Below are 24,823 nucleotides of genomic sequence, written 5' to 3'. Positions count from 1 at the left end.
GCACCCCGTTCGGGGCGCGACAACCCCCTGAGTCCGATCGTCCTCGCCGACGTAGGGTCGCAGAGCGCGACACCCCTCGCGCGTGCGAAAGGACGATCATGCCGACTCAGACGGCCCTCAAGAACCGCCGCCGCGCCGCCCGTGGCGGCAGCGGAGCGAAGCTCACCGACGAGCAGAACGCGGAGAGCGGATTCCGCGCGTCGAAGAAGCTCGGAGACGACCTGCAGGCCGTGCTCGTCGATCTGCTCGAGCTCCAGATCCAGGGCAAGCAGGCGCACTGGAACGTCGTCGGCACGAACTTCCGCGACACGCATCGTCAGCTCGACGACATCATCGAGGCCGCACGCGAGCTCAGCGACGTCGTCGCCGAGCGGATGCGCGCCCTCCACGCCCTGCCCGACGGCCGCAGCGACACCGTCGCCCAGACCACGACGCTGCCGGAGTTCCCGCAGGGCGAGGTCGACACGACCGAGACCATCGATCTCGTGACCGAGCGCCTCGAGGCCGTCATCTCGACGACGCGCGGAGTGCACGACGCGGTCGACGAAGAAGACCCGACCAGCGCCGACATCCTGCACAAGGTGCTCGAGGAGCTCGAGCAGTTCGCGTGGATGGTCAGCGCCGAGAACCGCCGACCGGCAGGGAAGTGACCGCACCGACGCTGGCCGGAGGCCACGCGATCGGGATCGACGACGAACACGCCGCCCCCCGGGCGGCGCAGGAGGTCGAACGCGAGGCGGCCTCGGAGATCGGTCTCGGCACGCACATCGGCGCGACGATCGACTGGGCCGTCCGCGTGGGAGGTCGCATCCCTGCTCCTGGCGACGGGCGCACGGCGGAGCGGTGGAGCGCGCTCGCCACGGCGGCGCAGCTCGACGTCGGCGCCGCCCGTGTGCTCGAGCCGCACCTCGACGCGCTCGCGATCCTCGACGAGGCTCGCGCCGCCGGCGCGCTCGCGACCGACGCGCTGGACGACCTCGCGGTCACCGCGGAGTCGTCCTGGGGCGTGTACGCGGCCGAGGGACCGGAGCGCCTCGAGGCGACGATCGACGATGACGGATGCTGGCACCTCACCGGCACCAAGTCGTGGTGCTCGCTCGCGACCGACCTGAGCCACGCCCTCGTGACGGCCTGGGTGTCGCCGGACACGCGCCGCCTGTTCGCGGTCTCGCTGCGGCAGCCGGGCGTCCACACCCACCGCGGACCGTGGGTCTCGCGCGGTCTCAGCCGGATCGTGAGCGCGCCGGTGGACTTCCGCGGCACGCACGCGATCCCCGTCGGCGACGACGGCTGGTACCTGCGCCGTCCCGGGTTCTCCTGGGGCGGGATCGGAGTGGCCGCCGTGTGGTGGGGCGGTGTCGCTCCTCTGCTGGACGCCCTGACCGCCGCGGCATCCGGTCCGCGAGCAGACCAGCTCGCGGAGAGCCTCCTCGGCGAAGCGGATGCAGCGTCGTGGAGCGTGCGGGCGGCGCTCGCGGATGCCGCGCACCGCATCGACGCCGATCCGCAGCGGAGCGCGAAGCTGCTCGCCGAGCGGGTCCGGGCGATCACCGCCGCGGCCGTCGAGCGCATCGTGACGATCTCGGGCCACGCTCTGGGCCCGGGGCCGCTGACGTCCGACGAGGAGTTCGCCCGACGCGTGTCGGATCTGCGCATCTACCTGCGCCAGCACCACGCCGAGCGCGACCTGGCCAGGCTCGGGCGAGCGGTCGCCGCGTCGTGAGCGTCGCGTTCGACCACCGCGATCCGGGCACGTCCGAAGAGGACTGGACGCGGGCCGCGCCCTGGAGCGGGGCGGAGGAGTTCACGCTCCGCGGCGACCGGCTCGTCGTGCTCGCGGCGCACCCCGACGACGAGACGCTCGGCGCGGGCGGTCTGATCGCCCTCGCCGCCAGTCGGGGCCTGCCTGTGGGGGTGGTCGTCGTGACCGACGGCGGGGCTGCGCCGTCGGGAGCCGGCGACGGTCTCGCCCGGGAACGCCGGCACGAGCTCGTCGATGCGCTGCATGAGCTCGGCGCGAACGGCGCGGTGCACTTCCTCGGCGTCCGCGACGGCGGCATCCGCGAAGCGGCCGACGATGTGCGGCGCGCGCTGCACGCGCTCGTGCCGACCGGCACGGAGGGCGGACTCACGATCGCCGTGCCGTGGTGGGGCGACGGCCACCGCGATCACCGCGTGCTGGGCGAACTCGCGCTGGAGTTCGCCGCGGCGGGAGCGCACGTGCTCGGGTATCCGATCTGGCTGTGGCACTGGGGAGAGCCGACGACGGTGGATGCCTCGGGCTGGCGGATGCTGCCGCTGTCCGCTTCGACGCAGGCGGCCAAGCGACGCGCCCTGACCCGGCACGCGAGCCAGACCACGCCCTCAGGCGGCGAGGAGCCCGTCCTCCACGCGGGGATGATCGCCCACTTCGAGCGGCCGTTCGAGGTCTTCGTCGACGCCGCGGCCGCCTCCGCCTCGACTCCCGTGTCGTCGTTCGACGCACGGTACGCCCGCACCGGTGATCCGTGGGGTGTCGACGTCCGCTGGTACGAGCTGCGCAAGCGCGACATCCTGCTCGCCTCGCTCCCCCGTGCCACGTTCTCGCGCGCGCTGGAGATCGGCTGCGGCACGGGCGCGCTCACCGAGCGACTGGCAAGCCGCGCGTCCGAGGTGCTCGCCGTCGATGTGTCACCCCACGCCGCCGCGCGGGCCCGAGAGCGCACGGCGAATGCGCCGCACGTCGTCGTCGACACGCTCGATGTGCGCACCGACTGGCCCGACGGCCGCTTCGACCTGGTGGTGCTCGCCGAGGTCGGGTACTACTGGTCGCCGGCCGACCTCGCCGACGTGATCGACCGCATCGAGGAGTCGCTCACCGACGACGGCGTCCTGGTGATGTGCCACTGGCGGCACCCGATCGCCGAAGCGCCGCTCTCGGGAGATGCCGTGCACGCCGCGGTGGGCGCCCGCCGTTCGCTCGCCCGTGTCGCCCACCACGACGAGGAGGACTTCCTGCTCGACGTGCTCGCGCGCGGCGGAGCCGGCTCGGTCGCCCGCGAGAGCGGACTCCTCGCGTGACGATCGACGCGATCGCCGTCGTCGTCCCGGTGCACGACGAGGCGGAGCTGCTGGCCGACTGCCTCGCCTCCGTGGAGATCGCGGCGCGCGCCGCGCGCGGCACGGTCGCGCGGGTGGGCGTCTGGGTGGTGCTGGATGCCTGCACCGACGAGTCCGCGGCCATCGCCGCCCGCTTCGGGGTCACGGTGCTCTCGGTCGATCACCGCAGTGTCGGAGCCGCGCGAGCCGACGGCGTCGCCGCGGCCCTCGCGGAGTTCGCCGACGTACCGTCGGCCCGCGTGTGGACCGCGCACACCGATGCCGACTCCGTCGTCCCGCCGCACTGGCTCCTGCTGCAGTGCGCGTACGCCGACGACGGCGCCGAGGTGCTGATCGGCACGGTCCGCCCCGACTTCCGCGACCTGTCCGCCGCGCAGGTGGCCGCCTGGCAGGCGACGCACACGCCGGGCGTCGCGAACGGTCATGTGCACGGCGCGAACCTCGGCGTGCGGGCCGACGTGCTGCGCGCCGCGGGCGGCTTCCCGCCGATCGCCGAGCACGAAGACGTGCGGCTGGTCGAGGCGCTGCGCGCGCAGGGTGCGCGCATCGAGGCATCCGATGCTGCGTGGGTGCGCACGAGCGGCCGGCAGCGCGGGCGCACGGCGGGCGGCTATGCGCGCTACCTGCGCGAAGACCTGCTGCGCGACGCGGCATCCGTCGCCATGTCGTGACGCGTCAGGCCGGGAGCTCGTCGGGGAACGGCACGACGGCGATCGGCACGCCGGGAGTGATCATGAGCAGCGCTTCGCGGCGCGTGGCCTCGCCGTCGTTGACGCGCATCCAGGCTCCCCCCGCGCGCATCCCTTCGGCGATCTCGGCGAGGACGTCGTCGAGCTCGCGACCCCCCACCGAGAAGTGAGTGCCGCCGTACTCGATGTCAATCCGCTTCATCGGTCAGCTCGTCGCGGGAGGGCGAGTCGGCGGGCTCGGGCACGAGGTACAGACCCGAGGCCGAGTTCGCAGTGTAGGCGAGGGCATCCACCCACGACCGGTTCAGCGTCGGCTGACGACTGCCGTGGAACTTGTACACGAGCGAGGCCTGCGAATGCACCCACACGGTCGTGCGGCCGTCGCCGATGCTCGGATCGTCGCGCCAGCTGAAGTGGAACGCCTCGCCGCGTCTCAGCTTGCTGCCGATGACGATCTGCAGGTGCGCGAGCACCCGGTCGTCGAAGTCGGCTCTGATCGTGCCGTCGTAGATGAATCGGCCCATCTCGACCTCCCGTCCAGATCTCGTCTCGTTCTTCCAGACTGCCCCGTGGGATGTCCTGTCGCTCGCCCTTGACACTCACGGGAGGAGGGGATACGAGGAGGCGTGTCGCGCTTGCGCACACGCAGGCTCGGCAGCACGATCGAGGGAGAACGACGGAGGGACGTGCGTGGGCGAGTTCAACTACGGCGACATCGTGCGGGGCGAGTTCGACGATCGTCTGCTGGCGCACCTGCAGACCGTGATCGGAGCCAAGCTCCGCCGCAATGAGCCGTTCTTCTTCACGTGGCGCAGCGACCGCTCGGGCGGCAGCGGCCGCGACTCGGTCTGGGTGCACGGCGGCGCGTCGATGGTGTTCACGTTCCGCGGCAGCAGGCCGCCGCAGATCAACCGCGCCTGGCTCGAGCAGCTGCTGCAATCGGCGAACTCGCCGTCGGGCCTTCAGATCGTGCCCGAACCGGCCGAGAGCGACGAGCCCCCTCAGCCGCCGGTGGGCTGACCGCCGTCGCCGATCCGGGGCGCCGCAGCATCCGGCACACCGTCGTCGTTCATGTCGATGCTCCGAGCCCGTCGCGCGTCCCACCGCAGCGTGAAGGCCGCGAGCACCGCCGCGATCAGGCTCGCGACCAGCACGGCGAACTTCGCGGGGGCCTGGTGGATGCCGCCCTCGAACGAGAGCTCGGCGATCAGGAGCGACACCGTGAATCCGATGCCGGTGAGGAAGCCGACGGGCAGGAGGTCGCGGATGCCGATGCCCTCCGGGAGCCGGAGCGGCGTCGTGTGCGTCACGACCGCGGTGACGCCGAGCACGCCGACGAGCTTGCCGACGACGAGGGCCGCGATGATCGCGATCGCGACGGGGTCGGCGAGCGGCCCGAACGGACCGGCGTCGCCCGAGAGAGTCACGCCGGCGGCGAAGAAGGCGAACACCGGCAGCGCGATGCCCGAGGACAGCGGACGGATGCCGTGCTCCAGCTGATGGGTGCGGGGCATCACCTCGCCGCGGATCGAGGTCGCCGGCACGCAGAAGCCCAGCAGCACGCCGGCGATCGTGGCGTGCACGCCCGATTCGTGCATCAGCGCCCAGGCCACGACGGCGAGCGGCACCAGGATCCACCAGCGCATCTTCTTCGCGCGCACGGCGAGGCCGAAGACGGCGATGACGGCGAACGAGCCGAACAGCGTGAGGAAGTCGACCCCGTCGGTGTAGAACACGGCGATGATGATGATCGCGAGGAGGTCGTCGACGACGGCCAGCGTGAGCAGGAACACGCGCAGTGCGGCGGGCAGACCGCGACCGAAGATCGCGAGGACCGCGAGCGCGAACGCGATGTCGGTCGCCGTCGGGATCGCCCAGCCGTGCAGAGCCGGACCGGGATCGAGCACGAGCACGATCCCGACGTAGATCAGGGCGGGGAGCGCCATCCCGCCTACCGCCGCGAGCACGGGGACACCGGCCTGGCGGGGGTTGCGCAGGCTCCCCGCGACGATCTCGTGCTTGAGCTCGACGCCGACGACGAAGAAGAAGATCGCGAGGAGACCGTCGGCCGCCCAGGTCGCGAGGCTGAGGTCGAGGTGCAGGGCTGCGGGGCCGACGACGGTCTCGGAGATCGAGCGGTAGACGTCCTGCCAGGGCGAGTTCGCCCAGACGAGCGCGAGGACCGCGGCGCCGATCATGAGGGCGCCGCCCACCACGTCGCCGGAGACCCAGGCGACGAGTCGAGAGAAGGGGGTGGATGCTGCTGCGTGCGTGGCCATGTGATCCTTCGGGTCGCTGCGTCAGCCGCCGGCGATGCCCGGCAGCTCCGCCGACCAGACTTCCCGGCACTCCGCCGGAGAGTCTACCGCCCTCCGCGGGCTAGCCTCGGGACATGACCCTCGTCCGCACGATCGCCCGCTGGCTGCTGGGCGCCGCGCTCGTGTTCACCGGCGTCGGCCACCTCACCTTCGCCCGTGCGGAGTTCGTCGCACAGGTTCCGCAGTGGCTTCCGCTCCCACCCGACGTGGTGGTCGTCGCCTCCGGCGTGGTCGAGCTCGCGCTGGGCGTCTCGCTCATCGTGCTCGCGCGCTGGCGGGTCGCCGTCGGGTGGCTGACGGCGGCGTTCTTCGTGGCGATCTTCCCCGGCAACGTCGAGCAGTTCGTCAGCGGCACCGACGCGTTCGGGCTCGACAGCGACCTCGCGCGGGGCATCCGGCTCCTCTTCCAGCCGCTGCTCGTGGTCTGGGCGCTGTGGTCGACCGGGGCGTTCGCGGCGTGGCGGGAGCGGCGGCGCAGCCGATCGTCCTGACCGCGCCGCCGACCCGGGCGGGGTTACCCGTAGGTGTCGGTCCAGGATGCGATGTCGACGCCGTGATTCTCGGGTGACGCGAGCGACCACCAGTCGGGGGCGTGGGCGTCGTCGACGAGCCGCCCGCCGGCGGCGAGCGCGGCATCCACGCGCGCCTGAGCCTGATCCGCGGGCACGAAGACGTCGATATGCGTCCGCCCGCGCGCGGGGACGTCGCCGGTGATCGGGTTGAACGCGAGCTGCGGCCCGGCGCGCAGCGGATCGACCGCATCCGTGTCGCCGAGGTCGTCGTAGCCGAGCGCCGCCCGGAAGAACGGCCGCACGTCGGCGCCGGAGTGCTGCGCGACGTAGATGCCGATCGACTGCACCAAGGACGGATTCGGTGCCAGACGCAGTTCGGCGGCAGCAGCGGAGACGGCGGCAGCGAACTCCGGCGCGCGCTGCGGGATGCCGTCGCCGTCGCGGACCGGCACGCGAACGACGATCGCTTCGGGGCGAAGATCGACATCGGGCAGGAGCCCGAGTCGCTCGGCGGAGGCGACCACCCGATCTACGAGGGTCGCAGCGTGGGCGAGTGACGTCGCGGAAAAGACCGCCTGCGGGCCTGAGGCTGTGATGCGCCAGTCGGCGACGCGGAGTACCCGGTGGAACTCGGCCGGCGTGATGACGTGCGACTCGGTCATGGGGGCTCCTTCGCGCGCGGGCTCCTGTCGGGGGCCGGTGGCGTCCACGGTACTCGCGGGTCGCTCCGACAGCGAGCAGAGCGCTTCTTGAGCTGCGGGCTCGACTCTCCCTAGACGAATCCCTCGTCGACGAGCACCGTCCGTTCGGCCGTGATGACATAGGCCCGCCCGGAGCCGCCGACGACGCGACTCCAGCTCTCGACGTGAAGGCGTCGCTTGAAGAGCTCGACCGAGAATCCGCCGTACATCCCGGGGATCGGGAACCACACCCTGTCGGAGCGCTCAGCCAGGCACTGCACGTCGAGATGCCGGATCTCGACCCGTCCGTCGGTGGCGCGAGCGGCGGCTTCCTCGACGAGTTCCGCCAGGCGGCGGCTTATCGCCGCCGCCGTCTCGGGGGCGAGCGAGACGTCATAGACCGGAGTGAGCGCCTCCACCGTCTGCGCGTGACCGCGCTCGCGCGCGATGTCGACCGGCCGCCGACCGGCCGAGTCCCTCAGAGACCGCCACGCGCCACGCTCGACGAGCGCTCGGACGACGCTCTCCGGAGCGCCGAGCCACGCCGCCTGATGCAGCGGCCCGAACCAGCTGCTGCCGCCGGGCCGCCAGTCATTCGCGGTGAGCGTCATATTGTCGTCGAGCGTCGCCAGGACCGAACCCCAGTCGCCGTTCTTCGCACTGTCGGCCAGAAGATCGCGCGGGCCGAGAAGGCTCTCGTTGAGTTGGACGCGCGGGACGAGCACGCCGAGCCAGTCCACCGTGTTCTCGCTCGACATCGGCTCCCCTCAGGGCTCTTGCTTGACGGCCCGGCATTTCCGCCGTGTTCGACTCTAGTCAGCCGGTTCGTCGAGAGCCCCGGAGGGACTCAAATTCGAGAACGCGCGTTTTTGCTAGCTACACCTGGTTGCACCTAGCAGCAACTTCCGCGGAATTACGCGGGTTACCGAGAGTACGACCGCATCGCGAAACATGCAAAAACACCAAACTACAGATGGGATGCGGGCAAATTGCGGGCAAGAAAACCCTCGGGATTCCGGGGCTAGATCGGGCATTCGCGAGACCCACTTTTACCCGCATCCGTGAACGCCGAGAATTCTGTGCACATTGATCAGCACCTGGTGTTCAACGGCCAGAAGTGCACAATTGCGAGAAATCAAGGTCCGGCAGCTCCGACGCCAACGTTGGGCAGACGAATCGTCGAACTCTGCGTTCAGCGGCCGATCGATGGACCGGATATCCGGGGCCAACGACGGGTCCGGTGGCCTGCTCGCGAAGCTGTTGCTCTCGGGCCTGGAGGTAGACCTCGCGGCCGGTCTCCTCGTCGACGAAACCAGCGACGCGGGCGCTCGCGCCAAAAGTCATCGCCCGGTCGACGGCCCCCTAGGCCCAGACACCCGTAACACGGGCGGGTCGGATCGTTATGCGGGTGCACCGCTGGCGCCTGCCGCGGCTCCTGGATCCCCGCTTCCGGCGCCAGACCTTCGTCTCGGGCGCGGGTCATGAGGCGGGTCGCGGTGCTCTGGCTGTCGGCACCCTGCCCGGGTGGGGTCGGCGCTTCTCCTCTTTATCGTCTCTATCGTCGCCCACCCCGGCAGACTCACACACACCCCTCACATGCTCGACGCACGCGAGGGGGCAAAGAGGCCTCCCGTCGTGCATTACCGGCTTCGGCGGTCGGCGGGAGGCCTCGTCTCACTCCCCCGCAGACACGCTCAATCGTGTGTCAAGAACGAACGCATGTTTCGACACGCGCGTGCTGAACATGCATTTCCTCAAGTGAAATCTGCGCCATGATAGGCCCAGGGGCGGGTAGGGGATGCTTCGAGCCGCACGAAGCACTATCTGTCACTTGGGAATGGGGAATGCATGGACTTCTGGCCGACAACTTGGTCTGCCGTTCTTGCCACCTTGATCGCTGCGGTCCTGACGGGATCAGTGCAATGGATGGTGACTGCAAGACGTGCTGGACAACTGCCGTCTGCGGGCGGTCCAGCCATCCAGGCGGGAATAAGTCAGTCGGGCAGCGGTAAGCAGACCAACAAGAAGAACAAGATCCGCATCTACAACAACACGTATCACGCTGCTTCGCCGTCGCCCGCAAGTTCCACTCCAGCCCAAGCCACAAAGTCCGACGATGACGAGTTTCCGTGGCTTCAGATCGTCGGGGTCATCATCGCCGCTGTGGTCATCGGTGCAGCGGTCATCGTCGCCTACTTGCTCTTCTTCCACATCATGCTGATTGCAGGCATGGTCGTCGTTGGTGGGCTCTCGGGCTGGATCATCAGCTCCACGCTGTCGGCACGCGCGCGTCAGGTCCCAGTTGGAAGCTCAGTCGCTTTGACCCTTGCTCAGCTCGCGGTCCTGATAGTCGCATTCGCGTTGACCTGGATCGTTTCCCTCAACGCCTCACGGGGTGCGGTATCTGTGGGCGCGCTGCGATCGCGATACCTCGCGACGTACGAAGCCTCGCCTGAAAGTCTCGTCAACCGAGTGCAAGACTCGCTCGAAGCGATGGTGGCGGCGTTCCCCGGTGACGATGCTCTCGCGTTCGTTTGGGGTGTGATCATCGCCAACCTCCTCGTCCTCGCGATCATGGCAGTGACATTCCTCTCCGCACGCGGTCTCAGCTCAGCTGTGTGGCGAGCGCCATCAGACCCGATACCTCGACCTACAGCGTTCGCCGTGGAGTTGGGCGTCTCGGTTGTGTTAGGCGTGGTAGCAGTCCTCACGGCGGGAGGAGCGTTTTACGACCTCGTCGTGTCGGCCCCGCCCGCACTCCCGACGCCGACGCCGTAGAGGCGCCTCTGGCGGCCGAAGGTTGCGCGCTTGATGGCCAGTGTCAGCGGATTACGCGTGCGCGTAAGCCGCCTGCACAACGGGATGCGCAGTCGCGAACTCATCGCTACGTATCTCAGCCACTGGTGCGCAAACCCGATACGCCTGACCGCGGTGACGGCAGAGAGCAGAATGCCTAGTTCTTCAACGGGGTACACGTGGTCCGAAGTGATCGACTTGACAGGATCCACTTCTTCAGAATGACCCTGGCAACGTCCTTCGGCGGCTCGTGTTCCCAGAAGCGGAGAACCTCCCATCCGCTCTCGGTCAGCCTCTTCGATACCTCCAAGTCTCGCGCCCGGTTCCGCGCGAGCTTCGGCCCCCAGTAGTCGGCGTTCGCCTTCGGAGCGACTGCATGGGTCGGGCAGCCGTGCCAGAAACATCCGTCGATAAAGACGGCAACGCGCTGCTTCGTGAAGACGATGTCCGCACGAGACCGCAGCCCGGGCAACGGCGCAACATCAACGCGATACCGAAGGCCGGCCGCATGGAGGATGCGACGCACTCGCAACTCAGGTTGCGTATCTCGTCTGCGGTTAGCGATCATCGTGCGCCGCGCACCTTCGCTAGACGCCCAGGACTCGTTCACAGCGCCGACCTCGTGGTGATCTGATCCATGAATTTGTCAGGTCGAAGGCTGAAACACTTCGCTGAGGAGCAATCGAAGTGCGTCATCGTTCAAGGATGATACGTCTGTCACACGCAGCTCGAACTGCAACGACTTGAATGCGTTGCGAACCGGCTCCCGTCGATTCTGCGCGCGATCAAGGTTCGTGATCTGCTCGCTGACCATTCGTGCGAGTCGGTGATCGGAGGAGAGGTTTCGGTCGACGAGGCCGACGAGTTCGTCCTCGAACAACGGCAACTCGGGGTCACTCAGCAGATCACCCAAGATCCACGATCGGAGATAGAGCCTCTGAAAGACGTTGCGTCGTCCAGCGGCGAACCGATCGTGAGGGAGCGTGCCTGTCGCATCCGGCCCAAATCGCTGGACAGCGAGGTCTGGAAGCACTACAAGCGTGATGTATGGCCAGATGTCGGGATGTGCCGCTTGACTTCGTCCATCCTCCTCGAACCATGACGCGAGCACATTTCCGACGGTGACGTCGAAGAGCCTGTCGCGATCGGCACGGCGGCGCGCATCCAGCGCGTGCACCGCGTCGAAGGTGATGGCATGGAGTTCGCGAAGACGGGCGACCGGAACGGGCACACCCACGGAGGGAAAGATCGCGCCCGCGTGGTGTCCGCCGTCAGGGAATGGTTGAGCGACGCCGCCGGATCTCAGAGTGCGCTCGAGTCGACTGATCTCGCTCGCGATGTCGGAGCGGCTGAGTCGCGGATATAGAACGCTCACGCAGCTTCGACCTTTCCGTAGTACATGACTGACTCGCGCGATCGAACTGCGAGGCCTAGAGGGTCTTCGATTGCCAAACGACACGCCTCATCAAACGTGAGACCGAGGCTGCGTGCGATATTCGCGCCCATGGCGGCAAGACAACCGTGATCGTCATCAGCGGTCGCATCGAGCGACACGCCATTGACCGAGTCGCGCCATGAGCCGATCTGATGCAGGACCGCGAGGTGGATATCGCACGTGATCGCCGAGTAAACATCCTCGCTCGCGGTTCCTTCGACGATCGAGTGACAGATCTCGAGATCGGTATTCACGTAGAGGCGCACCGAACCGCTGATGCTCCAATGCGGCTCCGCGTCGGTTGCAGTCTCCACCGACCATGGCACCGCACGACGCCCGGTCGCAGAGAATGACAAGGCGGACGTGGGGAAGTCAGCGTTCGGCCGCTCCAGCGGGATCCACATCGGCGAATTGCGCTGCCAGAGCTTTGCCCCTTGGTGGACTGCGTGGGCGGCATTCGAGCTCCCGGTTCGCCCAGGGCCAACTACCCAAGCGTCCGCCGTCAGATCGACTGCGATCTCACCTCCGTCGACGACAAGATCCAATTCCGCCCGCCAGAGACCGTCTACTGCCTCGAACGGAGCTTGCGCCCGCCATCGCGCACGGGCGGAAGTGCATGCCACGACGAGGACCAGCAAGATGTCTTCGCCCTGATCGATCAGGGCCTCTGTCCAGAACGAGTCTTCAAGGGTGGCGACACAACGGAAGGTGAGGTCATCGCCGGACGTCCAATCGTCGCCGATTCGCTCGATGTCCAGGTTCTCCGGAACAAGCGAGATCGTCGCCTCGACCGAGCTGGCAGACGGCGTCAGATAAGGCCTCGACTCAATGATCGCCATTGTGTTCCTCCGCGCTCATGTCGATGCGGAGCGCGCGACGAGGTGCGCCCGTGAATTCCACTGATGCACGTTGGCCACCCTTGACGACCGCTCTTCCTGCACTGACCGCAACGGCGTCGCGCCACTCGAGGTCGAGCTCACCAGCGTCGAGGGCTTCGTGGGCCCCCTCGTCCCCGATAACGCTCACGCTCAGCGTCACAATAGATGCCGACTCGCCTGCGACGCTGAAGATGACACTTTGGCGCTGGCGACCATCCTCACGGGTCTCGACGAGTCGCGGGGCTGAAATCTCCAGACGATGTCGATTCTTCGCGTGGCCACGTTGCCTGCCGGTTCCGCCGCCGGAAGGTCCTGGCGTGGAAGGTGGGGAGACCGCCGGCGACGGCACCAAGTATCCGAAACGACGGGACAGTGCTCCAGTACGGACGGGGCGGTCCTCGGGTTGAACGACAACCGGCTCCGGATACATCTCGTTGCGAATCGCCTTGCTGACACGCTGCTTGGTCGCCTTAACCACGAGCGCGGGCTCCCCCCCGGAGCTGCTGACCCACGCGTCGTGCGCCGGCGGTTCGGTGCGTGCGTAGACGGCATCCCAATCGTCGGTCGACTTGTACACCGCTAGCCAGTCCATGCCCTCCAGCGGCGACTGGGCAACCCAGTCGACGGTCGCGACGACCAGTTCGGCCTGGCCACGCATGAGAGCAATTCGCGTGACTGTTGCGTTCTCACGAGGATCAAGGTCGTCATGATTCGGAGGGCTCTCGATAGCGAGGACTCGCCGGACGATTGCCAGATGGCCGATCGTCTGCTGGAGCCGCGTCACCGCCAACACATTGACAGGAAGGCCTTGCGGTGTCGTGACCGATGTCGTGCTTCGCTGCCTCACGGATCTGATCGCGTTGAGTCCAGCACCCCAGAGCTCGATCGAGCCGGGCTTCTCGTCGACAAGTGGCACCGTCGCGTCGCCAGCTTCGAGCGAGATGTCCATCGGCGACTCGACTGCACCCGGGATGGGGATGAGTTTGGGCCAGAGATGACGGCGGATTGCGCTCCGCGCACGCGCGGCGAACTCACCTAGGACATCTTCGGCTTTGTAGGTCAGCGGCAATTCATCGGCGGGCGTCGAACCGAGGCTCTCGGGCGTGAGTGTCGGCTCGATGATCAGCATTGATGTGCCGGTCTCACCTGCACCGAACCCCCGCTGGAACAGGCGATAGCCGAGTGCCTCCGCTTCTGGGCCAATAACCGGCAGAATGTTATCGCCCTCGCGACGGCCCCACCAATGACGACCGGTGTACTGGACGCTCGACTCTTGATACGAGTCTCGAAAAGCGGAAACGATGAAGCGGTGTTCGAGCCGACCCTGTTCATTCCTGCAACGCGTCCAGTAGAGAACGGTTCCGCGGCTGCTGAACGCGTAGGAGGCAGTCTTGCCGAAACCGTATGTGCCGCCACCTTTGCCGTCGTCTCTAGGCACGCCCACTTTGAGAATCAGGTCTTGGAAGTTGCGAGGAAGGTCCCCTTGGACCGGCTTCAACGTGACAGGCCCGTCCAATCCACATGTCCCGCGGTCAAAGACCTCAAGCACGTAGGGACAGTCATATGCGAGAGGCCCAACCGGTGTTGCTCGATGCTTTTCGGGAAGCAGACGAGCCAGGTCCTCTCGGAAACGGAAGTCTGCGCGCCGCAGGCTGACCCCATATGTGGGGCGTGTGCCGTCGAGTCTCGCATCCCAGCTGTTTTGGGCAGTCTCGCGAACCAGCACCTCGAGCGGCGACAGTTCGGTTCGGCCGAGCAGGCGTTCACCGCCAGTCGCATCCATGTCTCCAGGCGTGAACTTCTTCGGGTACCAATCGAGCGGCTCGATCGCAGGTAGAGCAGACGGGATCACAGGTTTTCCAAGACGGCCGGGAGAAGGTCAGCGTCGATTCTGCCAGGGCAGGCATCGAGTAGCAGCGAGTAGCGAAGCCTGGAGACTGCGGTCAGCGCTTCCGCGCCGAGGACGGATGCGCGCACCCCCGGGAAGTCCGAGCTGACTTGAAACAGTCGTTCTTCGGCCACGACGAAGGCGACCGCATCATCCGACGCAATGGGTGATTCGTCAGTGGAACGTTCGAACAGCAACCCTTTTGGCAGACCAAGTGCGTCGATGCGCTCGATCAGCTCGGCGATCGTCTCCCCTGCAGGACTCTCCTCGAGCCGCAGGGTCAGGAGGTGGAGAGATGCGCCGATCGGTGGGTCCAGTTGATGCGCACCATGAATCTCCACAGACGGCGAATCAGTGCCCGTGTACGCCTTAACCTCGAGGGCATTGCTGAGGAAGAAGTCATGCCGGTAGCCCGCTTGTCCGCGCCACGCAGACTTTGCCTGAACAGGATCCTCCTCGGCGAGGCGTGCCAGGACTGTCAACTCTCCGAAAAGCCCGATCAGCCGCTGGCGAGAGAGCGTGCGCCCTTCCCGCGAAAGTGCCTCGCGCCAGGAGCTGAGAACCCGCATGAGTTCGTCAATGCAGGGATCATCAGTCTCGTCGACGCGAGAGAGCATCTCGCCCACAAGGGAGAGGAAAGTCGGCGTGAGACTGGGGTCAGTGCTCGCCACGTCCAGAGAAGTCTTGACACCGTCTTCGAAGTCTTCATCGAGCCACTTCGCGGGAAGAACATCGCCGAGAGGAGGTGCGAATCGACTGCGACCCGCAGGGAGACTGACGATCAAATGAACGATGCCGAGATGATCCTTGGCCAGCCGTGCTTCGTGCATGTTTCGGTCAGGACCGATCGATGCGGCGACCGCCTCGCCGATCCGCGGACGACGAGCTCCGAGAATCTTCAGCGCGTGTTCGACGCGGGCATACCCGGTGCTCATTCGCCCTCCGGGTGGGCATAGTCACCTTCGGTGTCCTGCCAGCCTGCGCTCTCCGAAGGCTCGTCATCGACGACCGGAGGCTGAACATCCGCGGCGACGAACTCGCCCTGCTCCTCGGTTTCCGCGTGCGGGAAGATCACGCCCAGGCCGATCAGGTGCCCAGGCGCCTCCATGTCGCGGCGGGTCTTTGACTTCGCGAGCGGCTGGGAGTCCTTGTCGACGGCATAGAGGAGGAGCGTCCCAGTGTCAGGGGCGACCGACCTTCTCGTCGCACGAACGCTTTCGATGCGGCTCGTATCGGTGGATTCGAGCAACCCATTCGGATCGACGAGCGCGTCGTTGGCCGCGAGAATCTCCAGGTCGAGGGTCGAGTCCGTCCCCGACATGAGCGCGCGGATATTGATGACGTCGGAGCCTTGTGGCAGTTCGCCGTCGAGGCGCTCCGGCTTCCAGTACTTCTCCTGGAGAGGAGCACGACTGACCAGTCCAACCTCCACGCCCGGACCGTAGGCGAAGGTGCCCCTCTTGCGGGGTCCAGACACGAGCACCACGTTCCAAGTGACATTCGTGCCGTGATGCTTGAGCCAGGTGGCCATCTTGTCAGCCTGCAGCCATGGGTCTGAAGCGACCCAGTACTGGCGAAGGAAATCGACCACTTCCTCGTTCCTCAGTCCCACGAACATCTGAGAGTCACGGGAGCTCTTCCCATGCGGGTCATGCACGAGATGAGTCGCGCCTCGGGAACGCACGGTCTCAATGAGGTCTCGGGCAGCCTTCTGCGAGTTCTTCGCGCCTTCGGCGGATCGGTCGAGGTAGATCGTCTGCCGCCGGCTCCCGCCAAGCCCCGCGTGGACGATCATCGCATTCGTCATCTTCCCGGGCGATGTGATCTGCAGGCGGCCGGGGTGAGTTCGAACTCGGATTGCAAGTTCCCGGGGTGTCTTCCCCTCCGCCTCGAGGACCGCTACCTCGGCGCGAATCTCCCGCTCGACTCGCGCGAGATGCGAATAGTCCTCGAGAAGCCCCGGGCCAACCCACACGCGGGCGAGGTCCTGGTAGTGCGGCCTGAAGCCAAACCAACGGCCCATCTGGAGAAGGGTGTCGTAGGTGTTGGAGGTCCGGAGAAAGTATGAGACGACCAGTCCCTCAAGCGTCAAACCCCTTGAGAGGGTGCCACCGCCGATCGCAATGACGAACTGGGGAGAGTCATCCGGGTAGAGGAGGCGATCATCCGACTGCCCGTTGTCGATCTTCACTGTGAGTCGACCGATGATTTCACGCACCTGGTCCCAAACTGCAGTCCATTCCGGAACCAGCTCCTCACCCCGCAGATGTGCCGCCCGCCCGGTCTCGTCCACGAAGACCGATCTGAACGCCTGTTCCTCCGCGTCACGACGGAGCGCGAGATCCTCGGTGAATGAGGCCACAGCGTCCTTGAGCCGCTGGTGTGCTGCCACCCGGTGCGACGTGTGGAGAAGCATCGACGAGTGACTGTTCTTGCCGGTCCGAATCTGGCGGATGGCGGTCGCAATGATGAACCACCGGATGGCGTCGTCCAGCGACGGCGTGACTTCGGGGTCGAATTCGTCTATGTCCTTCCCTGGCACCAACGCCTGAGCTTCAGCGAGATCGATTACGTGCGACAGCGCGTAGATCGGCTCGTCTTCATCATGGTCGGCATCCTGATCGACATCGAAGAAGCTGTCCGCACCCATGTAACCCTCAGGCCGCGGCAATACCATCGCGAAGTCTTCGGGATACAGGTCCTCCGGATCATTCGGATCGATGAACATGTTTGCGAACGGAGTCGCGGTGTACGCGACGTATGTTCCAGTGGGCACCTCCTTCCAGATGCTTCGAACGCGCTTGTTGATTGTGGAGATCAGCTCCCGATCGCTCAGTGTGTTGGGCGTCGCCTGATCCGACTCGTCGTCGATGATAAGAACGGCACGGTTGCGCAACGTGGCGTCGGGAATGTCTTGAAGGAAGCGCGCGACGTTTGCGAGACGCTTCTCGTGTTTCTTCACGATCATGATCGCGACATTGGTCGAACTGGACATGAAACCGACGCTATTGCTCGGCGCGATGTCGGTGTCTCGGCCGGTGAGCAGTGACCACGCGACACCGTTCTTGTCCTTCGCGTCATTGACGTTGAGGTCCGTCTCCAGACGCAGCTGGGTCTGTGCCCGGAGGTTCGTGTACATGCCAGCGAGGACGATGATGATCCGATATCCGGCGTCCACCCCCTTCGCGATCAGACCTGCATAGTTGGCGGTCTTGCCTGACTGCACGTATCCGATCACGAGTCCTTTACGACGGTCCCCTGGTTCTTTGGGGTTCGCGCATCGCGAAAGAATGCGCGTGGTCGACTCGTCGACTCCCTGCACGCCAGGCTCGGGCAACTTGGTGCTCAAGATCTTCTTGTATTCGGGCCATTCGCCCGTGGCGATCCGAGGCCCGCTGTACCACGATTTGAAGCCGCCATCGTTCTTGACAAGATTTCCGAGGTTGATGGTCTCGACAATGTCCCGTTGATCGGCAAGGTAAAGGTCCAGCGCGAGCCCGAACCCGGGCATCATGCCTTCCATCACCTTGCGGGCCTCGGCTTCTGCGGCCGATGTCGAGCGACCCAATTGCCCCGCAAGAATTCCCTCGAATGCGAGCAGTCCGTTGCGGAACGATTCAGCAGGGAGCGGCATCAGCGACATCGGAGATCCTGTCAATCGGAATCGAGTGATGAGGATAGCGGGCGGCCGAATATCGGCGATCGGCCCCGCGACTACGCGTCGACGAGAAGTTCACGATCCACCGGCGATCCATCGAGGTTGAGATTTGCAGGAACGAAGTCGTAGGGCTCACCTTGGAAGGAGCGGAACAGGGCTCGGAATACATGGAATGCACCCCGCGGCGGCACAGCCATCCCGACCTGCTTGCGGACACTCTCCTTCGGCCCGATGAACTTGAAGTGATCGGGAAACGTCTGAATGCGCGCGCGTTCGCGATTGGTGAGGGCTCGGGGTTCGGACCAGTGGTACCCGTGGGTGCCACCGCCACCGGAGCCCGTGATCGTGTACGAGGGCCTCTCGGGGTGAAGACGCTTGTAGATCTGACTCAGCGTCGCCCCCTTGACATTGAGCCGCAGATCGTCGGTCATCCGACGTGCGTTGAACGCATTCTCGCCGGGATCAATCAGTTCGAGACGTCGCACGACGGTCGGCGACTGACGCGTAATCTCCTGATTCGGTGCGTCCTCGGGAATGTTCTCTAGTGCGGAAGACGCGGATTTCCACTTCTTGCTACCGAGGTGTGTCGGTGCCGGCACGCGGAACGTGACCGGCAGGTTCTCGCGAACTCCGACAACGATGATGCGATGGCGGCGTTGAGGGACGCCGTAGTCTTCGAAGCGATACAAGTGCGGTGTAAGTCGGTAACCGGGTCCGGCCGCCTGCAATGACTTGAGAATGTGTGCGAAATCGTCACCGCCATTCGAACTGCGGAGACCGCTGACGTTCTCGGCGACGAACCACTCCGGTTGATGATAATCAAGCACCTTCACGCCGTACGCGAAGAGCGGACCGAATTCCCCCTTCAGCCCGCGGTTCTCTCCTACCAAGCTGTAATCATTGCAGGGGAACCCGAACGCGAACCCATCGATGTGCGGCAGAGATTCAATGTCGAGCGATCGCACGTCGCTGCAGATCACCGACTCTTCGGACGCGCCTTCGATGTTCTCGATATAGGTCTTCACCGTGTTCGCGTCATAGTCATTCGCCCACCCGTGTCGAAGACCGACTCCCACTGCTCGCGCAGCCTTGTGCGCGCCCAGCGCCATGCCGCCTGGTCCTGAGAAGAGTTCTCCAAGTGTGAATTCGGGCACCACTCGTCTGTCTCCTCCGTTGTGACTCCCTCAGCCCCAAGCCCTGAGTTCGGAGCAAGCCTACTTAGACCTACGGACACAGCACGTCAGCGCGCCGAGCCTATCGAGGACCCCTCCGACAATCGGCTGACCAAGGGCCGCCGTTACCGCGTGCGCTATCGCAAGCCGGATCGCACCGAGGCGGAGAAGCGCGGGTTCACGACGATGCGCGAAGCGGAGCTCTACCTTTCGATGGTCACGGTGTCGAAAGCGAAGGGCGAGTACATCGACCCGGTGTCGTCGAGGGTTCCCGTCCGGATGTTCGCCGACAGCTGGTTGCGTTCCAAGCAGCCGCCGATGACGAAGCCTTCGTATTACGCGACGCTCGAGCAGGCCTGGAACAACCACGTGGAGCCAGTGTGGGCCGACCGAGAAATCTCGTCGATCCGGCGCTCCGAAGTGCAGGACTGGGTGTCCGAGCTCGCGACGCGCAAGTCGCGTACGGTCGTCATCCGCTCGCTCGGGATCCTCGCCGGCATCCTCGACGTCGCTATCGACGATCGTCGGCTTGCGAACAACCCCGCTCGTCAGGTGCGCAACCTTCCTCGGCACGGTCCGGGCAAGCGTCGCGTCTATCTGTCGCACGATCAGGTGGCGACCCTTGCGGCGTGCTCGGCGTATCCGACGCTCGTCCTGACGCTGGCGTACTGCGGCCTCCGCTGGGGCGAGGCGACGGGGCTGCGTGTACGCAGTGTGAATCGGCTGCGTCGGCGCTTCGTGATCGAGGAGAACGCCGTGATGATCGGGTACGAGGTCCACGTCGGCACACCGAAGACACACGAACGCCGCTCGGTCCCCTACCCCGCGCGTCTCGCGCCGATGATCGAGCAGGCGTGCGCTGGCAAGGGCCCCGAAGGGCTGCTGTTCGGCGACGGGGTCACCCATATGCGTCTCTCGGGTGAGAAGGGATGGTGCGCGAACGCCGTCCGGCGTGCGCAGGAGTTCGATCCGTCGATCCCGCGGGTCACTCCGCACGACCTCCGACACACGGCCGCTTCCCTCGCGATCAGTTCGAGCGCGAACGTGAAGGCGGTCCAGCGGATGCTCGGTCATGCGTCGGCGGCGATGACGCTCGACACCTACGCCGACCTCTTCGACGACGATCTGGATGACGTCGCCTCGCGTCTCAACGACGCTATGCCGCTCGTCGCGCTGCCGTCCGGACCACAGACCCGGTACGCCCGTCCGCAGTGAAAACTGAGCAGATTGCTCAATCTCCGAAATGGTCGATTTCGTCGTTCCGAGACCCCAAATGAGGGCCTCTGAACCCCGTTGGAGTTCACAGAATGCGGGCAAAAAGCGGGCAAAAACCGACCCTTATATGGTCTGACCTCAGAAGAACCCCTGGTCAGAGGCAAAAAACAGTTGTGCCCCTGGAGGGACTCGAACCCCCAACCGTTTCCTTAGGACGGAACTGCTCTTCCATTGAGCTACAGAGGCTGGCGGCATCCAGTCTATCCGTGCCGCACGCCCGAGCCGGGCTGACTAGCCACGGTCGCCGTGCTCGTCAAGCCCCGTGCCGTGCGCGACCCGCACGGACAGGCTGGAGACACCCCAGCGAAGGAGACGAAGATGTCGAACCAGCCCATACCCGCTCCCCTGCCCACGCCCGACGACGAAGGAGAAGAGGCCACAGGCCTCCCCACGCGCGAGGTCGACGGCGACGAGCTACTCGATCCCGATGCCGCCGACGAGACCGTCGACAGCGCGGAAGCCGACCGGCTCGCGAGCGGCGCCGACCGCGACGCCTGAGGCTCGTGGCGCGGAGCGGTGAACCTCCGTATCCCGTGTGAATGGCGCTCATATCGCGCTGTTCGGTTGCATCTCGGCCCCGTTCTCGGAATCGTGGCCGACTCGCACACCCCAACGGAAGGAGAGCAGACATGCTCGTGATCACCGAAACCGCAACGGCTGCCGTCAAGACCATCGTCGCTCGCGTCCCCGACGCCGAAGACGGTGGCGTGCGCATCCGCGACACGGGAACCCCCAGCGGATACGAGCTCAGCGTCGCACCCGCGCCCGAGCCGCGCGACACCGTCGTGTCGGCGGGCGGAGCCAAGGTCTTCCTCGACGAGGCGGCCACGATCGCCCTCGACGAGCGCGTGCTCGACGCGGAGATCGCCCAGGATGGATCCGTGCGCTTCGCGCTCGCGAACCAGCCCTGACGACTCTCCGACAGCGGGGGCGCGCCACCACGGCGCGCCCCCGCTGTCGTGTGTTCAGCGGAAGTCGCGCGAGGTGTGGTGCACCCCCACTCTGAGGTCTTCGATGCTGTCGGCGAGGATGTTGGCGACGCCCTCGGGTGAGCGCTCCAGCATCCCCCGCACGATGAGGGCGGGTGCGTCGCGTACGACGCGACGGTGGCGGTTCCACACGCCGACCGAGCAGATCACGTTCACGAGGCCATGTTCGTCTTCGAGGTTGATGAACGTGATCCCGGATGCCGTGGCCGGCCGCTGTCGGTGGGTCACGAGACCGGCGACCTCGACGCGGCGGCCCGACTCGAACGTGCGCGTCTCGGACGAGGTCAGAACACCGCGCGCATCCAGAGCCGCACGGTAGTGCGCGAGCGGATGGTCGGTGGTCGAGACGCCGGTCGCCCACAGGTCGGCGGCGAGCAGTTCGTAGCTCGAGGGATCGGTGAACAGCGGCGGCTGCACCGACACGAGCGAATCGGGCAGGTACTCGGCGCGATCCTGCGCGGCCGAGCCCGCGAGCCAGATCGCCTCGCGCCGTGTGAGGCCGAGACACTCGAACGCCCCCGCCGTCGCGAGCGCCTCGACCTGCGCGGTCGTGAGGTCGGTGCGGCGCACGAGGTCGCGCAGATCGGCGAACGGACCCTCCGCCGTGCGCTCGAGGACGATGCGCGTCGCGACCGCCTGACCGATGCCCTTCACCGCGGCCAGGCCGAGCCGCACCGCGAAGCGGCCGTCGCGGCGGTGGGCTTCGTACTCGTCGGGAGCGTGGCGGTCGAACGGCGGGATCGGGGGCTGGATGCGGTGAGTGCAGGCGTCGAGGCCGGTGTGGCGGGGGGACGGCTGCCCTTCGACAGACTCAGCGGCCGGAGAGGCCGGGGCATCCACCGGCTCGAGGACGGCCTCGACACCGGAGGCGTGCAGATCGGGCGCGCGCACCTCCACCCCGTGCCGGCGGGCATCGGCGACGAGCGTCGCGGGCGAGTAGAACCCCATGGGCTGTGCGCGCAGGAGTCCGGCGAGGAAGGCCCCGGGGTAGTGCAGCTTGAGCCACGACGACGCGTAGACGAGCAGCCCGAACGACAGCGAGTGCGACTCGGCGAAACCGAAGTTCGCGAAGGCCTGGATCTTGACGTAGATATCGTCGGCAGCCTCGCCGGTGAGTCCGTTCGCCGCCATCCCGGCATACAGCTTCTCGCGCAGCGATTCGATGCGCTCGACCCCGCGCTTGGACCCCATCGCGCGACGCAGGAGATCGGCATCCGCCCCCGACAGCCCCCCGATCGCCATGCCCATCTGCATGAGCTGCTCCTGGAACACCGGGATGCCCAGCGTGCGCTCGAGCACGGGCTTGAGGAGGTCGTGGGGGTACGTGATGCGCTCCTGCCCGAGCTTGCGCCGCACATACGGGTGCACGGCCCCACCCTGGATCGGCCCCGGCCGGATGAGCGCGATCTCGATGACGAGGTCGTAGAAGCGTCGCGGCTGCAGCCGTGGGAGCAGCCCCATCTGCGCGCGAGACTCCACCTGGAACACCCCGATCGAGTCGGCCCGACACAGCATGTCGTACACCGCGGCCTCTTCTTTGGGGAGCGTCGCGAGCTCCCACTCCTCCCCCGTCGCCCCGCGGATGAGGTCGAAGCAGTACTGCAGGGCGGCCAGCATCCCGAGCCCCAGCAGATCGAACTTCACCAGTCCCATCCAGGCGGCGTCGTCTTTGTCCCACTGGATGACCGTGCGATTCTCCATACGTGCATGCTCGATCGGCACGACCTCGCCCACGGGCCGGTCGGTCAGCACCATTCCGCCCGAATGGATGCCGAGGTGCCGCGGCGCCTTCAGCAGTTCGGTCGCGTACTGCAGCACCAGCGGCGGGATGTCGTTGCCCTCCGCGCTCTCGAGGTTCGCCCCCCAGCGCTCGATCTGCTTCGACCAGGCATCCTGCTGTCCGGGCGAATGCCCGAGCGCCTTCGCCATGTCGCGCACCGCGTTCTTGGGCCGGTACTGGATGACGTTGGCGACCTGCGCGGCCCGCTCGCGCCCGTACTCGCCGTAGACCCACTGGATGATCTCCTCGCGGCGATCCGAGTCGAAGTCGACGTCGATGTCGGGCTCCTCATCGCGCAGCGCCGACAGGAACCGCTCGAACGGCAGGTCGTAGGCGATCGCGTCGACCGCCGTGATGTCGAGCAGATAGCAGACGGCGCTGTTGGCTGCAGAGCCCCGCCCCTGGCACAGGATGCCGCGGCGCCGCGCCTCGGCCACGATGCCGTAGACGATGAGGAAGTAGCCGGGGAAGTCCTTCATCTCGATGACGTCGAGCTCCATCTCGATGCGCTTGCGGTGCTTCTCGAGGATGTCGGGGTACTTGCGCGGCACGGCCTCCCACACGAGCTGCCGCAGATACGACATGGGGGTGTGCCCCTCCGGCACCTTCTGCTTCGGCAGGGCGGGCTTCGCCTTGCGCAGCGGAAACGCGAGCTCGTCGGCGAGCGTGACGGTGCGGGCGATCGCCCCCGGATACCGGGCGAAGCGCTCGGCCATCTCGGCCCCCGACCGCAGGTGCGCGCCGGCGTGCGAGGGCAGCCACCCGTCGAGCTCGTCGAGGCTGCGGTTGGCGCGCACGGCCGCGATCGCCGCGGCGAGCTGAGCCCGTGCCGGCTCGGCGTAGTGCACGTTGTTGGTCGCGAGGAGCGGCAGTCCGCGCTCCCGGGCGAGAGCGGCCAGCACGTCGTTGTCGCGCGTGTCGAGCGGGCCGCCGTGGTCGACGAGCTCGACGTTCACGGCATCCGGCCCGAACAGGGCGACCAGACGATCGAGCTCCTCCGCGGCCGCGGCGGGTCCGCCGTCGGCGAGCGCCCGGCGCACGGCGCCCTTGCGGCATCCGGTCAGGATCGACCAGTGCCCGTCGGCCTGCTGCGCGAGCGCATCGATGTCGTAGAGCGGACGCCCCTTCTCGGCCCCTGCGAGCTGCGCGTGCGTGAGGGCGGCGGCCAGGCGGTGATAGCCCTCCTCCCCGCGCGCGAGCACGAGCAGGTGCGACCCGACGGGATCGGCCTCGCCCTTCTGCGGCTTCGGCAGGTCGAGCGACAGCTCCGCCCCGAACACGGTCTTCACCCTCAGGAACTCGGCCGCCTCGGCGAAGCGCACGATGCCGTAGAACCCGTCGTGGTCGCTGATCGCAAGGGCGTGCAGTCCCAGGCGCTCGGCCTCTTCGGCGAGGTCTTCGGGCGAGGACGCCCCGTCGAGGAACGAGTACGACGAATGCGCGTGCAGCTCGGCGTACGGCACCGCGTCGTCGGGGCGGGCGATGACGGGTGGGACGTAGGGCCCGCGTTTGTGCGACCACGCGGGGCTGTCTCCGCCGTCGACGCCGGCCGGGGTCGTCTTCGGGCGGCGGCGGTCGCTGAGGAGACGCTCCATCTCCGACCAGGGGACGGACGGATTGTTGAAGCCCATCAGCGGCCCTTCGACACGCTCAG

Annotated in this window: 23 protein-coding genes and 1 tRNA gene; 10 read left to right on the top strand and 14 right to left on the bottom strand. The window is 66.7% G+C overall.

All coding sequences use genetic code 11. From position 1 onward, the window contains the following. Window positions 1–98: 98 nt before the first annotated feature. The 4 genes from B0B14_RS03310 to B0B14_RS03295 are packed head-to-tail and all read left to right on the top strand — an operon-like array spanning window position 99 to window position 3,770. Window positions 99–650: a Dps family protein gene (locus B0B14_RS03310; protein ID WP_076680083.1), complete on the top strand. Its 552-nt coding sequence runs from the start codon at window positions 99–101 to the stop codon at window positions 648–650. After that, window positions 647–1,723 carry an acyl-CoA dehydrogenase family protein gene (locus B0B14_RS03305; protein WP_256714235.1) on the top strand — a complete coding sequence of 359 codons (1,077 nt, stop codon included), beginning with the start codon at window positions 647–649 and terminating at the stop codon, window positions 1,721–1,723. The genes B0B14_RS03310 and B0B14_RS03305 overlap by 4 nt, the downstream gene beginning before the upstream one ends. Continuing rightward, window positions 1,720–3,060, top strand: coding sequence for a PIG-L family deacetylase (locus tag B0B14_RS03300; RefSeq protein WP_083710307.1), 1,341 nt, complete (start codon window positions 1,720–1,722; stop codon window positions 3,058–3,060). The genes B0B14_RS03305 and B0B14_RS03300 overlap by 4 nt, the downstream gene beginning before the upstream one ends. Continuing rightward, on the top strand, window positions 3,057–3,770 hold the full coding sequence (locus B0B14_RS03295) for a glycosyltransferase family 2 protein (RefSeq protein WP_256714234.1): 714 nt from the start codon (window positions 3,057–3,059) through the stop codon (window positions 3,768–3,770). The genes B0B14_RS03300 and B0B14_RS03295 overlap by 4 nt, the downstream gene beginning before the upstream one ends. Before the next feature lie 4 nt (window positions 3,771–3,774). On the opposite strand, the gene B0B14_RS03290 is transcribed toward B0B14_RS03295, so the two are convergent. Together B0B14_RS03290 and B0B14_RS03285 are read right to left on the bottom strand one after the other, a co-directional pair. Continuing rightward, window positions 3,775–3,990 (bottom strand): hypothetical protein, encoded by a 216-nt coding sequence (locus tag B0B14_RS03290; RefSeq protein ID WP_076680082.1) that lies wholly within the window; start codon window positions 3,988–3,990, stop codon window positions 3,775–3,777. Beyond that, a complete protein-coding gene (locus B0B14_RS03285; protein WP_076680081.1) occupies window positions 3,977–4,312 on the bottom strand; it encodes a DUF7882 family protein in 336 nt (111 codons plus the stop codon). Before B0B14_RS03285 ends, B0B14_RS03290 begins: the two co-directional genes overlap by 14 nt. 166 nt (window positions 4,313–4,478) lie before the next feature. On the opposite strand from B0B14_RS03285, the gene B0B14_RS03280 reads away from it, so the two are divergent. Further along, window positions 4,479–4,808, top strand: coding sequence for a DUF7882 family protein (locus tag B0B14_RS03280; RefSeq protein ID WP_076680080.1), 330 nt, complete (start codon window positions 4,479–4,481; stop codon window positions 4,806–4,808). Here the strand turns inward: B0B14_RS03280 and nhaA are convergent. Beyond that, a complete protein-coding gene (gene nhaA, locus B0B14_RS03275) occupies window positions 4,790–6,067 on the bottom strand; it encodes a Na+/H+ antiporter NhaA (RefSeq protein ID WP_076680079.1) in 1,278 nt (425 codons plus the stop codon). The genes B0B14_RS03280 and nhaA overlap by 19 nt on opposite strands. Window positions 6,068–6,180: 113 nt before the next feature. On the opposite strand from nhaA, the gene B0B14_RS03270 reads away from it, so the two are divergent. Continuing rightward, window positions 6,181–6,597, top strand: coding sequence for a DoxX family protein (locus B0B14_RS03270; protein WP_076680078.1), 417 nt, complete (start codon window positions 6,181–6,183; stop codon window positions 6,595–6,597). A 23-nt stretch (window positions 6,598–6,620) separates the two neighbouring features. On the opposite strand, the gene B0B14_RS03265 is transcribed toward B0B14_RS03270, so the two are convergent. Both B0B14_RS03265 and B0B14_RS03260 read right to left on the bottom strand, forming a co-directional pair. Continuing rightward, window positions 6,621–7,280, bottom strand: a complete 660-nt coding sequence (locus B0B14_RS03265; RefSeq protein ID WP_076680077.1) for a VOC family protein — start codon at window positions 7,278–7,280, stop codon at window positions 6,621–6,623. Between the two features lie 110 nt (window positions 7,281–7,390). Then, a complete protein-coding gene (locus B0B14_RS03260) occupies window positions 7,391–8,056 on the bottom strand; it encodes an ankyrin repeat domain-containing protein (RefSeq protein WP_076680076.1) in 666 nt (221 codons plus the stop codon). Window positions 8,057–9,146: 1,090 nt separating this feature from the next. Between B0B14_RS03260 and B0B14_RS03255 the strand changes: the two genes are divergently transcribed. Then, entirely contained in the window at window positions 9,147–10,076 is a 930-nt protein-coding gene (locus B0B14_RS03255) for a hypothetical protein (RefSeq protein ID WP_143733609.1), read from the top strand. A gap of 175 nt (window positions 10,077–10,251) precedes the next feature. Here B0B14_RS03255 and B0B14_RS03250 read toward each other — a convergent pair whose 3' ends face one another. The 7 genes from B0B14_RS03250 to B0B14_RS03220 form a co-directional block, all read right to left on the bottom strand. Next, window positions 10,252–10,704 (bottom strand): very short patch repair endonuclease, encoded by a 453-nt coding sequence (locus B0B14_RS03250; protein WP_076680074.1) that lies wholly within the window; start codon window positions 10,702–10,704, stop codon window positions 10,252–10,254. Window positions 10,705–10,740: 36 nt separating this feature from the next. Further along, window positions 10,741–11,331 (bottom strand): DUF6339 family protein, encoded by a 591-nt coding sequence (locus tag B0B14_RS16260; protein ID WP_143733608.1) that lies wholly within the window; start codon window positions 11,329–11,331, stop codon window positions 10,741–10,743. Window positions 11,332–11,465: 134 nt separating this feature from the next. Continuing rightward, window positions 11,466–12,368, bottom strand: coding sequence for a hypothetical protein (locus B0B14_RS03240; protein ID WP_076680072.1), 903 nt, complete (start codon window positions 12,366–12,368; stop codon window positions 11,466–11,468). Then, window positions 12,355–14,259 carry a hypothetical protein gene (locus B0B14_RS16255; RefSeq protein WP_143733607.1) on the bottom strand — a complete coding sequence of 635 codons (1,905 nt, stop codon included), beginning with the start codon at window positions 14,257–14,259 and terminating at the stop codon, window positions 12,355–12,357. Before B0B14_RS16255 ends, B0B14_RS03240 begins: the two co-directional genes overlap by 14 nt. Then, window positions 14,256–15,230, bottom strand: a complete 975-nt coding sequence (locus tag B0B14_RS03230; protein ID WP_083710303.1) for a PD-(D/E)XK motif protein — start codon at window positions 15,228–15,230, stop codon at window positions 14,256–14,258. Before B0B14_RS03230 ends, B0B14_RS16255 begins: the two co-directional genes overlap by 4 nt. Then, entirely contained in the window at window positions 15,227–17,938 is a 2,712-nt protein-coding gene (locus tag B0B14_RS03225; RefSeq protein WP_076680069.1) for a Z1 domain-containing protein, read from the bottom strand. Before B0B14_RS03225 ends, B0B14_RS03230 begins: the two co-directional genes overlap by 4 nt. 71 nt (window positions 17,939–18,009) lie before the next feature. Next, window positions 18,010–19,107, bottom strand: a complete 1,098-nt coding sequence (locus tag B0B14_RS03220; protein WP_076681241.1) for a DNA cytosine methyltransferase — start codon at window positions 19,105–19,107, stop codon at window positions 18,010–18,012. Window positions 19,108–19,257: 150 nt separating this feature from the next. Between B0B14_RS03220 and B0B14_RS03215 the strand changes: the two genes are divergently transcribed. Beyond that, window positions 19,258–20,340, top strand: coding sequence for a tyrosine-type recombinase/integrase (locus B0B14_RS03215; RefSeq protein ID WP_256714233.1), 1,083 nt, complete (start codon window positions 19,258–19,260; stop codon window positions 20,338–20,340). A gap of 174 nt (window positions 20,341–20,514) precedes the next feature. On the opposite strand, the gene B0B14_RS03210 is transcribed toward B0B14_RS03215, so the two are convergent. Beyond that, window positions 20,515–20,586: transfer RNA gene (locus B0B14_RS03210), tRNA-Arg, on the bottom strand. A 132-nt stretch (window positions 20,587–20,718) separates the two neighbouring features. Between B0B14_RS03210 and B0B14_RS03205 the strand changes: the two genes are divergently transcribed. Together B0B14_RS03205 and B0B14_RS03200 are read left to right on the top strand one after the other, a co-directional pair. After that, complete coding sequence (locus B0B14_RS03205) at window positions 20,719–20,898, top strand: hypothetical protein (protein WP_076680068.1); 180 nt, start codon at window positions 20,719–20,721, stop codon at window positions 20,896–20,898. 131 nt (window positions 20,899–21,029) lie between these two features. Continuing rightward, entirely contained in the window at window positions 21,030–21,311 is a 282-nt protein-coding gene (locus B0B14_RS03200; protein ID WP_076680067.1) for a Fe-S cluster assembly protein HesB, read from the top strand. Window positions 21,312–21,365: 54 nt separating this feature from the next. On the opposite strand, the gene B0B14_RS03195 is transcribed toward B0B14_RS03200, so the two are convergent. Further along, on the bottom strand, window positions 21,366–24,800 hold the full coding sequence (locus B0B14_RS03195) for an error-prone DNA polymerase (RefSeq protein ID WP_076680066.1): 3,435 nt from the start codon (window positions 24,798–24,800) through the stop codon (window positions 21,366–21,368). Window positions 24,801–24,823: the final 23 nt, after the last annotated feature.

The sequence above is a fragment of the Microbacterium sp. RU33B genome, assembly GCF_900155915.1.
GTDB lineage: Bacteria > Actinomycetota > Actinomycetes > Actinomycetales > Microbacteriaceae > Microbacterium.
Note: the sequence above shows the minus strand (reverse complement) of the source record. Positions and strands in the feature narration are given on the sequence as shown.

Bases quoted from the DNA above. Each gene is read 5' to 3' on its own strand.
- B0B14_RS03310 (WP_076680083.1), top strand. From the start codon at position 99: ATGCCGACTCAGACGGCCCTCAAGAACCGCCGCCGCGCCGCCCGTGGC.
- B0B14_RS03290 (WP_076680082.1), bottom strand. From the start codon at position 3,990: ATGAAGCGGATTGACATCGAGTACGGCGGCACTCACTTCTCGGTGGGG.
- B0B14_RS03285 (WP_076680081.1), bottom strand. From the start codon at position 4,312: ATGGGCCGATTCATCTACGACGGCACGATCAGAGCCGACTTCGACGAC.
- nhaA (WP_076680079.1), bottom strand. From the start codon at position 6,067: ATGGCCACGCACGCAGCAGCATCCACCCCCTTCTCTCGACTCGTCGCC.
- B0B14_RS03270 (WP_076680078.1), top strand. From the start codon at position 6,181: ATGACCCTCGTCCGCACGATCGCCCGCTGGCTGCTGGGCGCCGCGCTC.
- B0B14_RS03265 (WP_076680077.1), bottom strand. From the start codon at position 7,280: ATGACCGAGTCGCACGTCATCACGCCGGCCGAGTTCCACCGGGTACTC.
- B0B14_RS03260 (WP_076680076.1), bottom strand. From the start codon at position 8,056: ATGTCGAGCGAGAACACGGTGGACTGGCTCGGCGTGCTCGTCCCGCGC.
- B0B14_RS03255 (WP_143733609.1), top strand. From the start codon at position 9,147: ATGGACTTCTGGCCGACAACTTGGTCTGCCGTTCTTGCCACCTTGATC.
- B0B14_RS03240 (WP_076680072.1), bottom strand. From the start codon at position 12,368: ATGGCGATCATTGAGTCGAGGCCTTATCTGACGCCGTCTGCCAGCTCG.
- B0B14_RS03230 (WP_083710303.1), bottom strand. From the start codon at position 15,230: ATGAGCACCGGGTATGCCCGCGTCGAACACGCGCTGAAGATTCTCGGA.
- B0B14_RS03225 (WP_076680069.1), bottom strand. From the start codon at position 17,938: ATGTCGCTGATGCCGCTCCCTGCTGAATCGTTCCGCAACGGACTGCTC.
- B0B14_RS03205 (WP_076680068.1), top strand. From the start codon at position 20,719: ATGTCGAACCAGCCCATACCCGCTCCCCTGCCCACGCCCGACGACGAA.
- B0B14_RS03200 (WP_076680067.1), top strand. From the start codon at position 21,030: ATGCTCGTGATCACCGAAACCGCAACGGCTGCCGTCAAGACCATCGTC.
- B0B14_RS03195 (WP_076680066.1), bottom strand. From the start codon at position 24,800: ATGGGCTTCAACAATCCGTCCGTCCCCTGGTCGGAGATGGAGCGTCTC.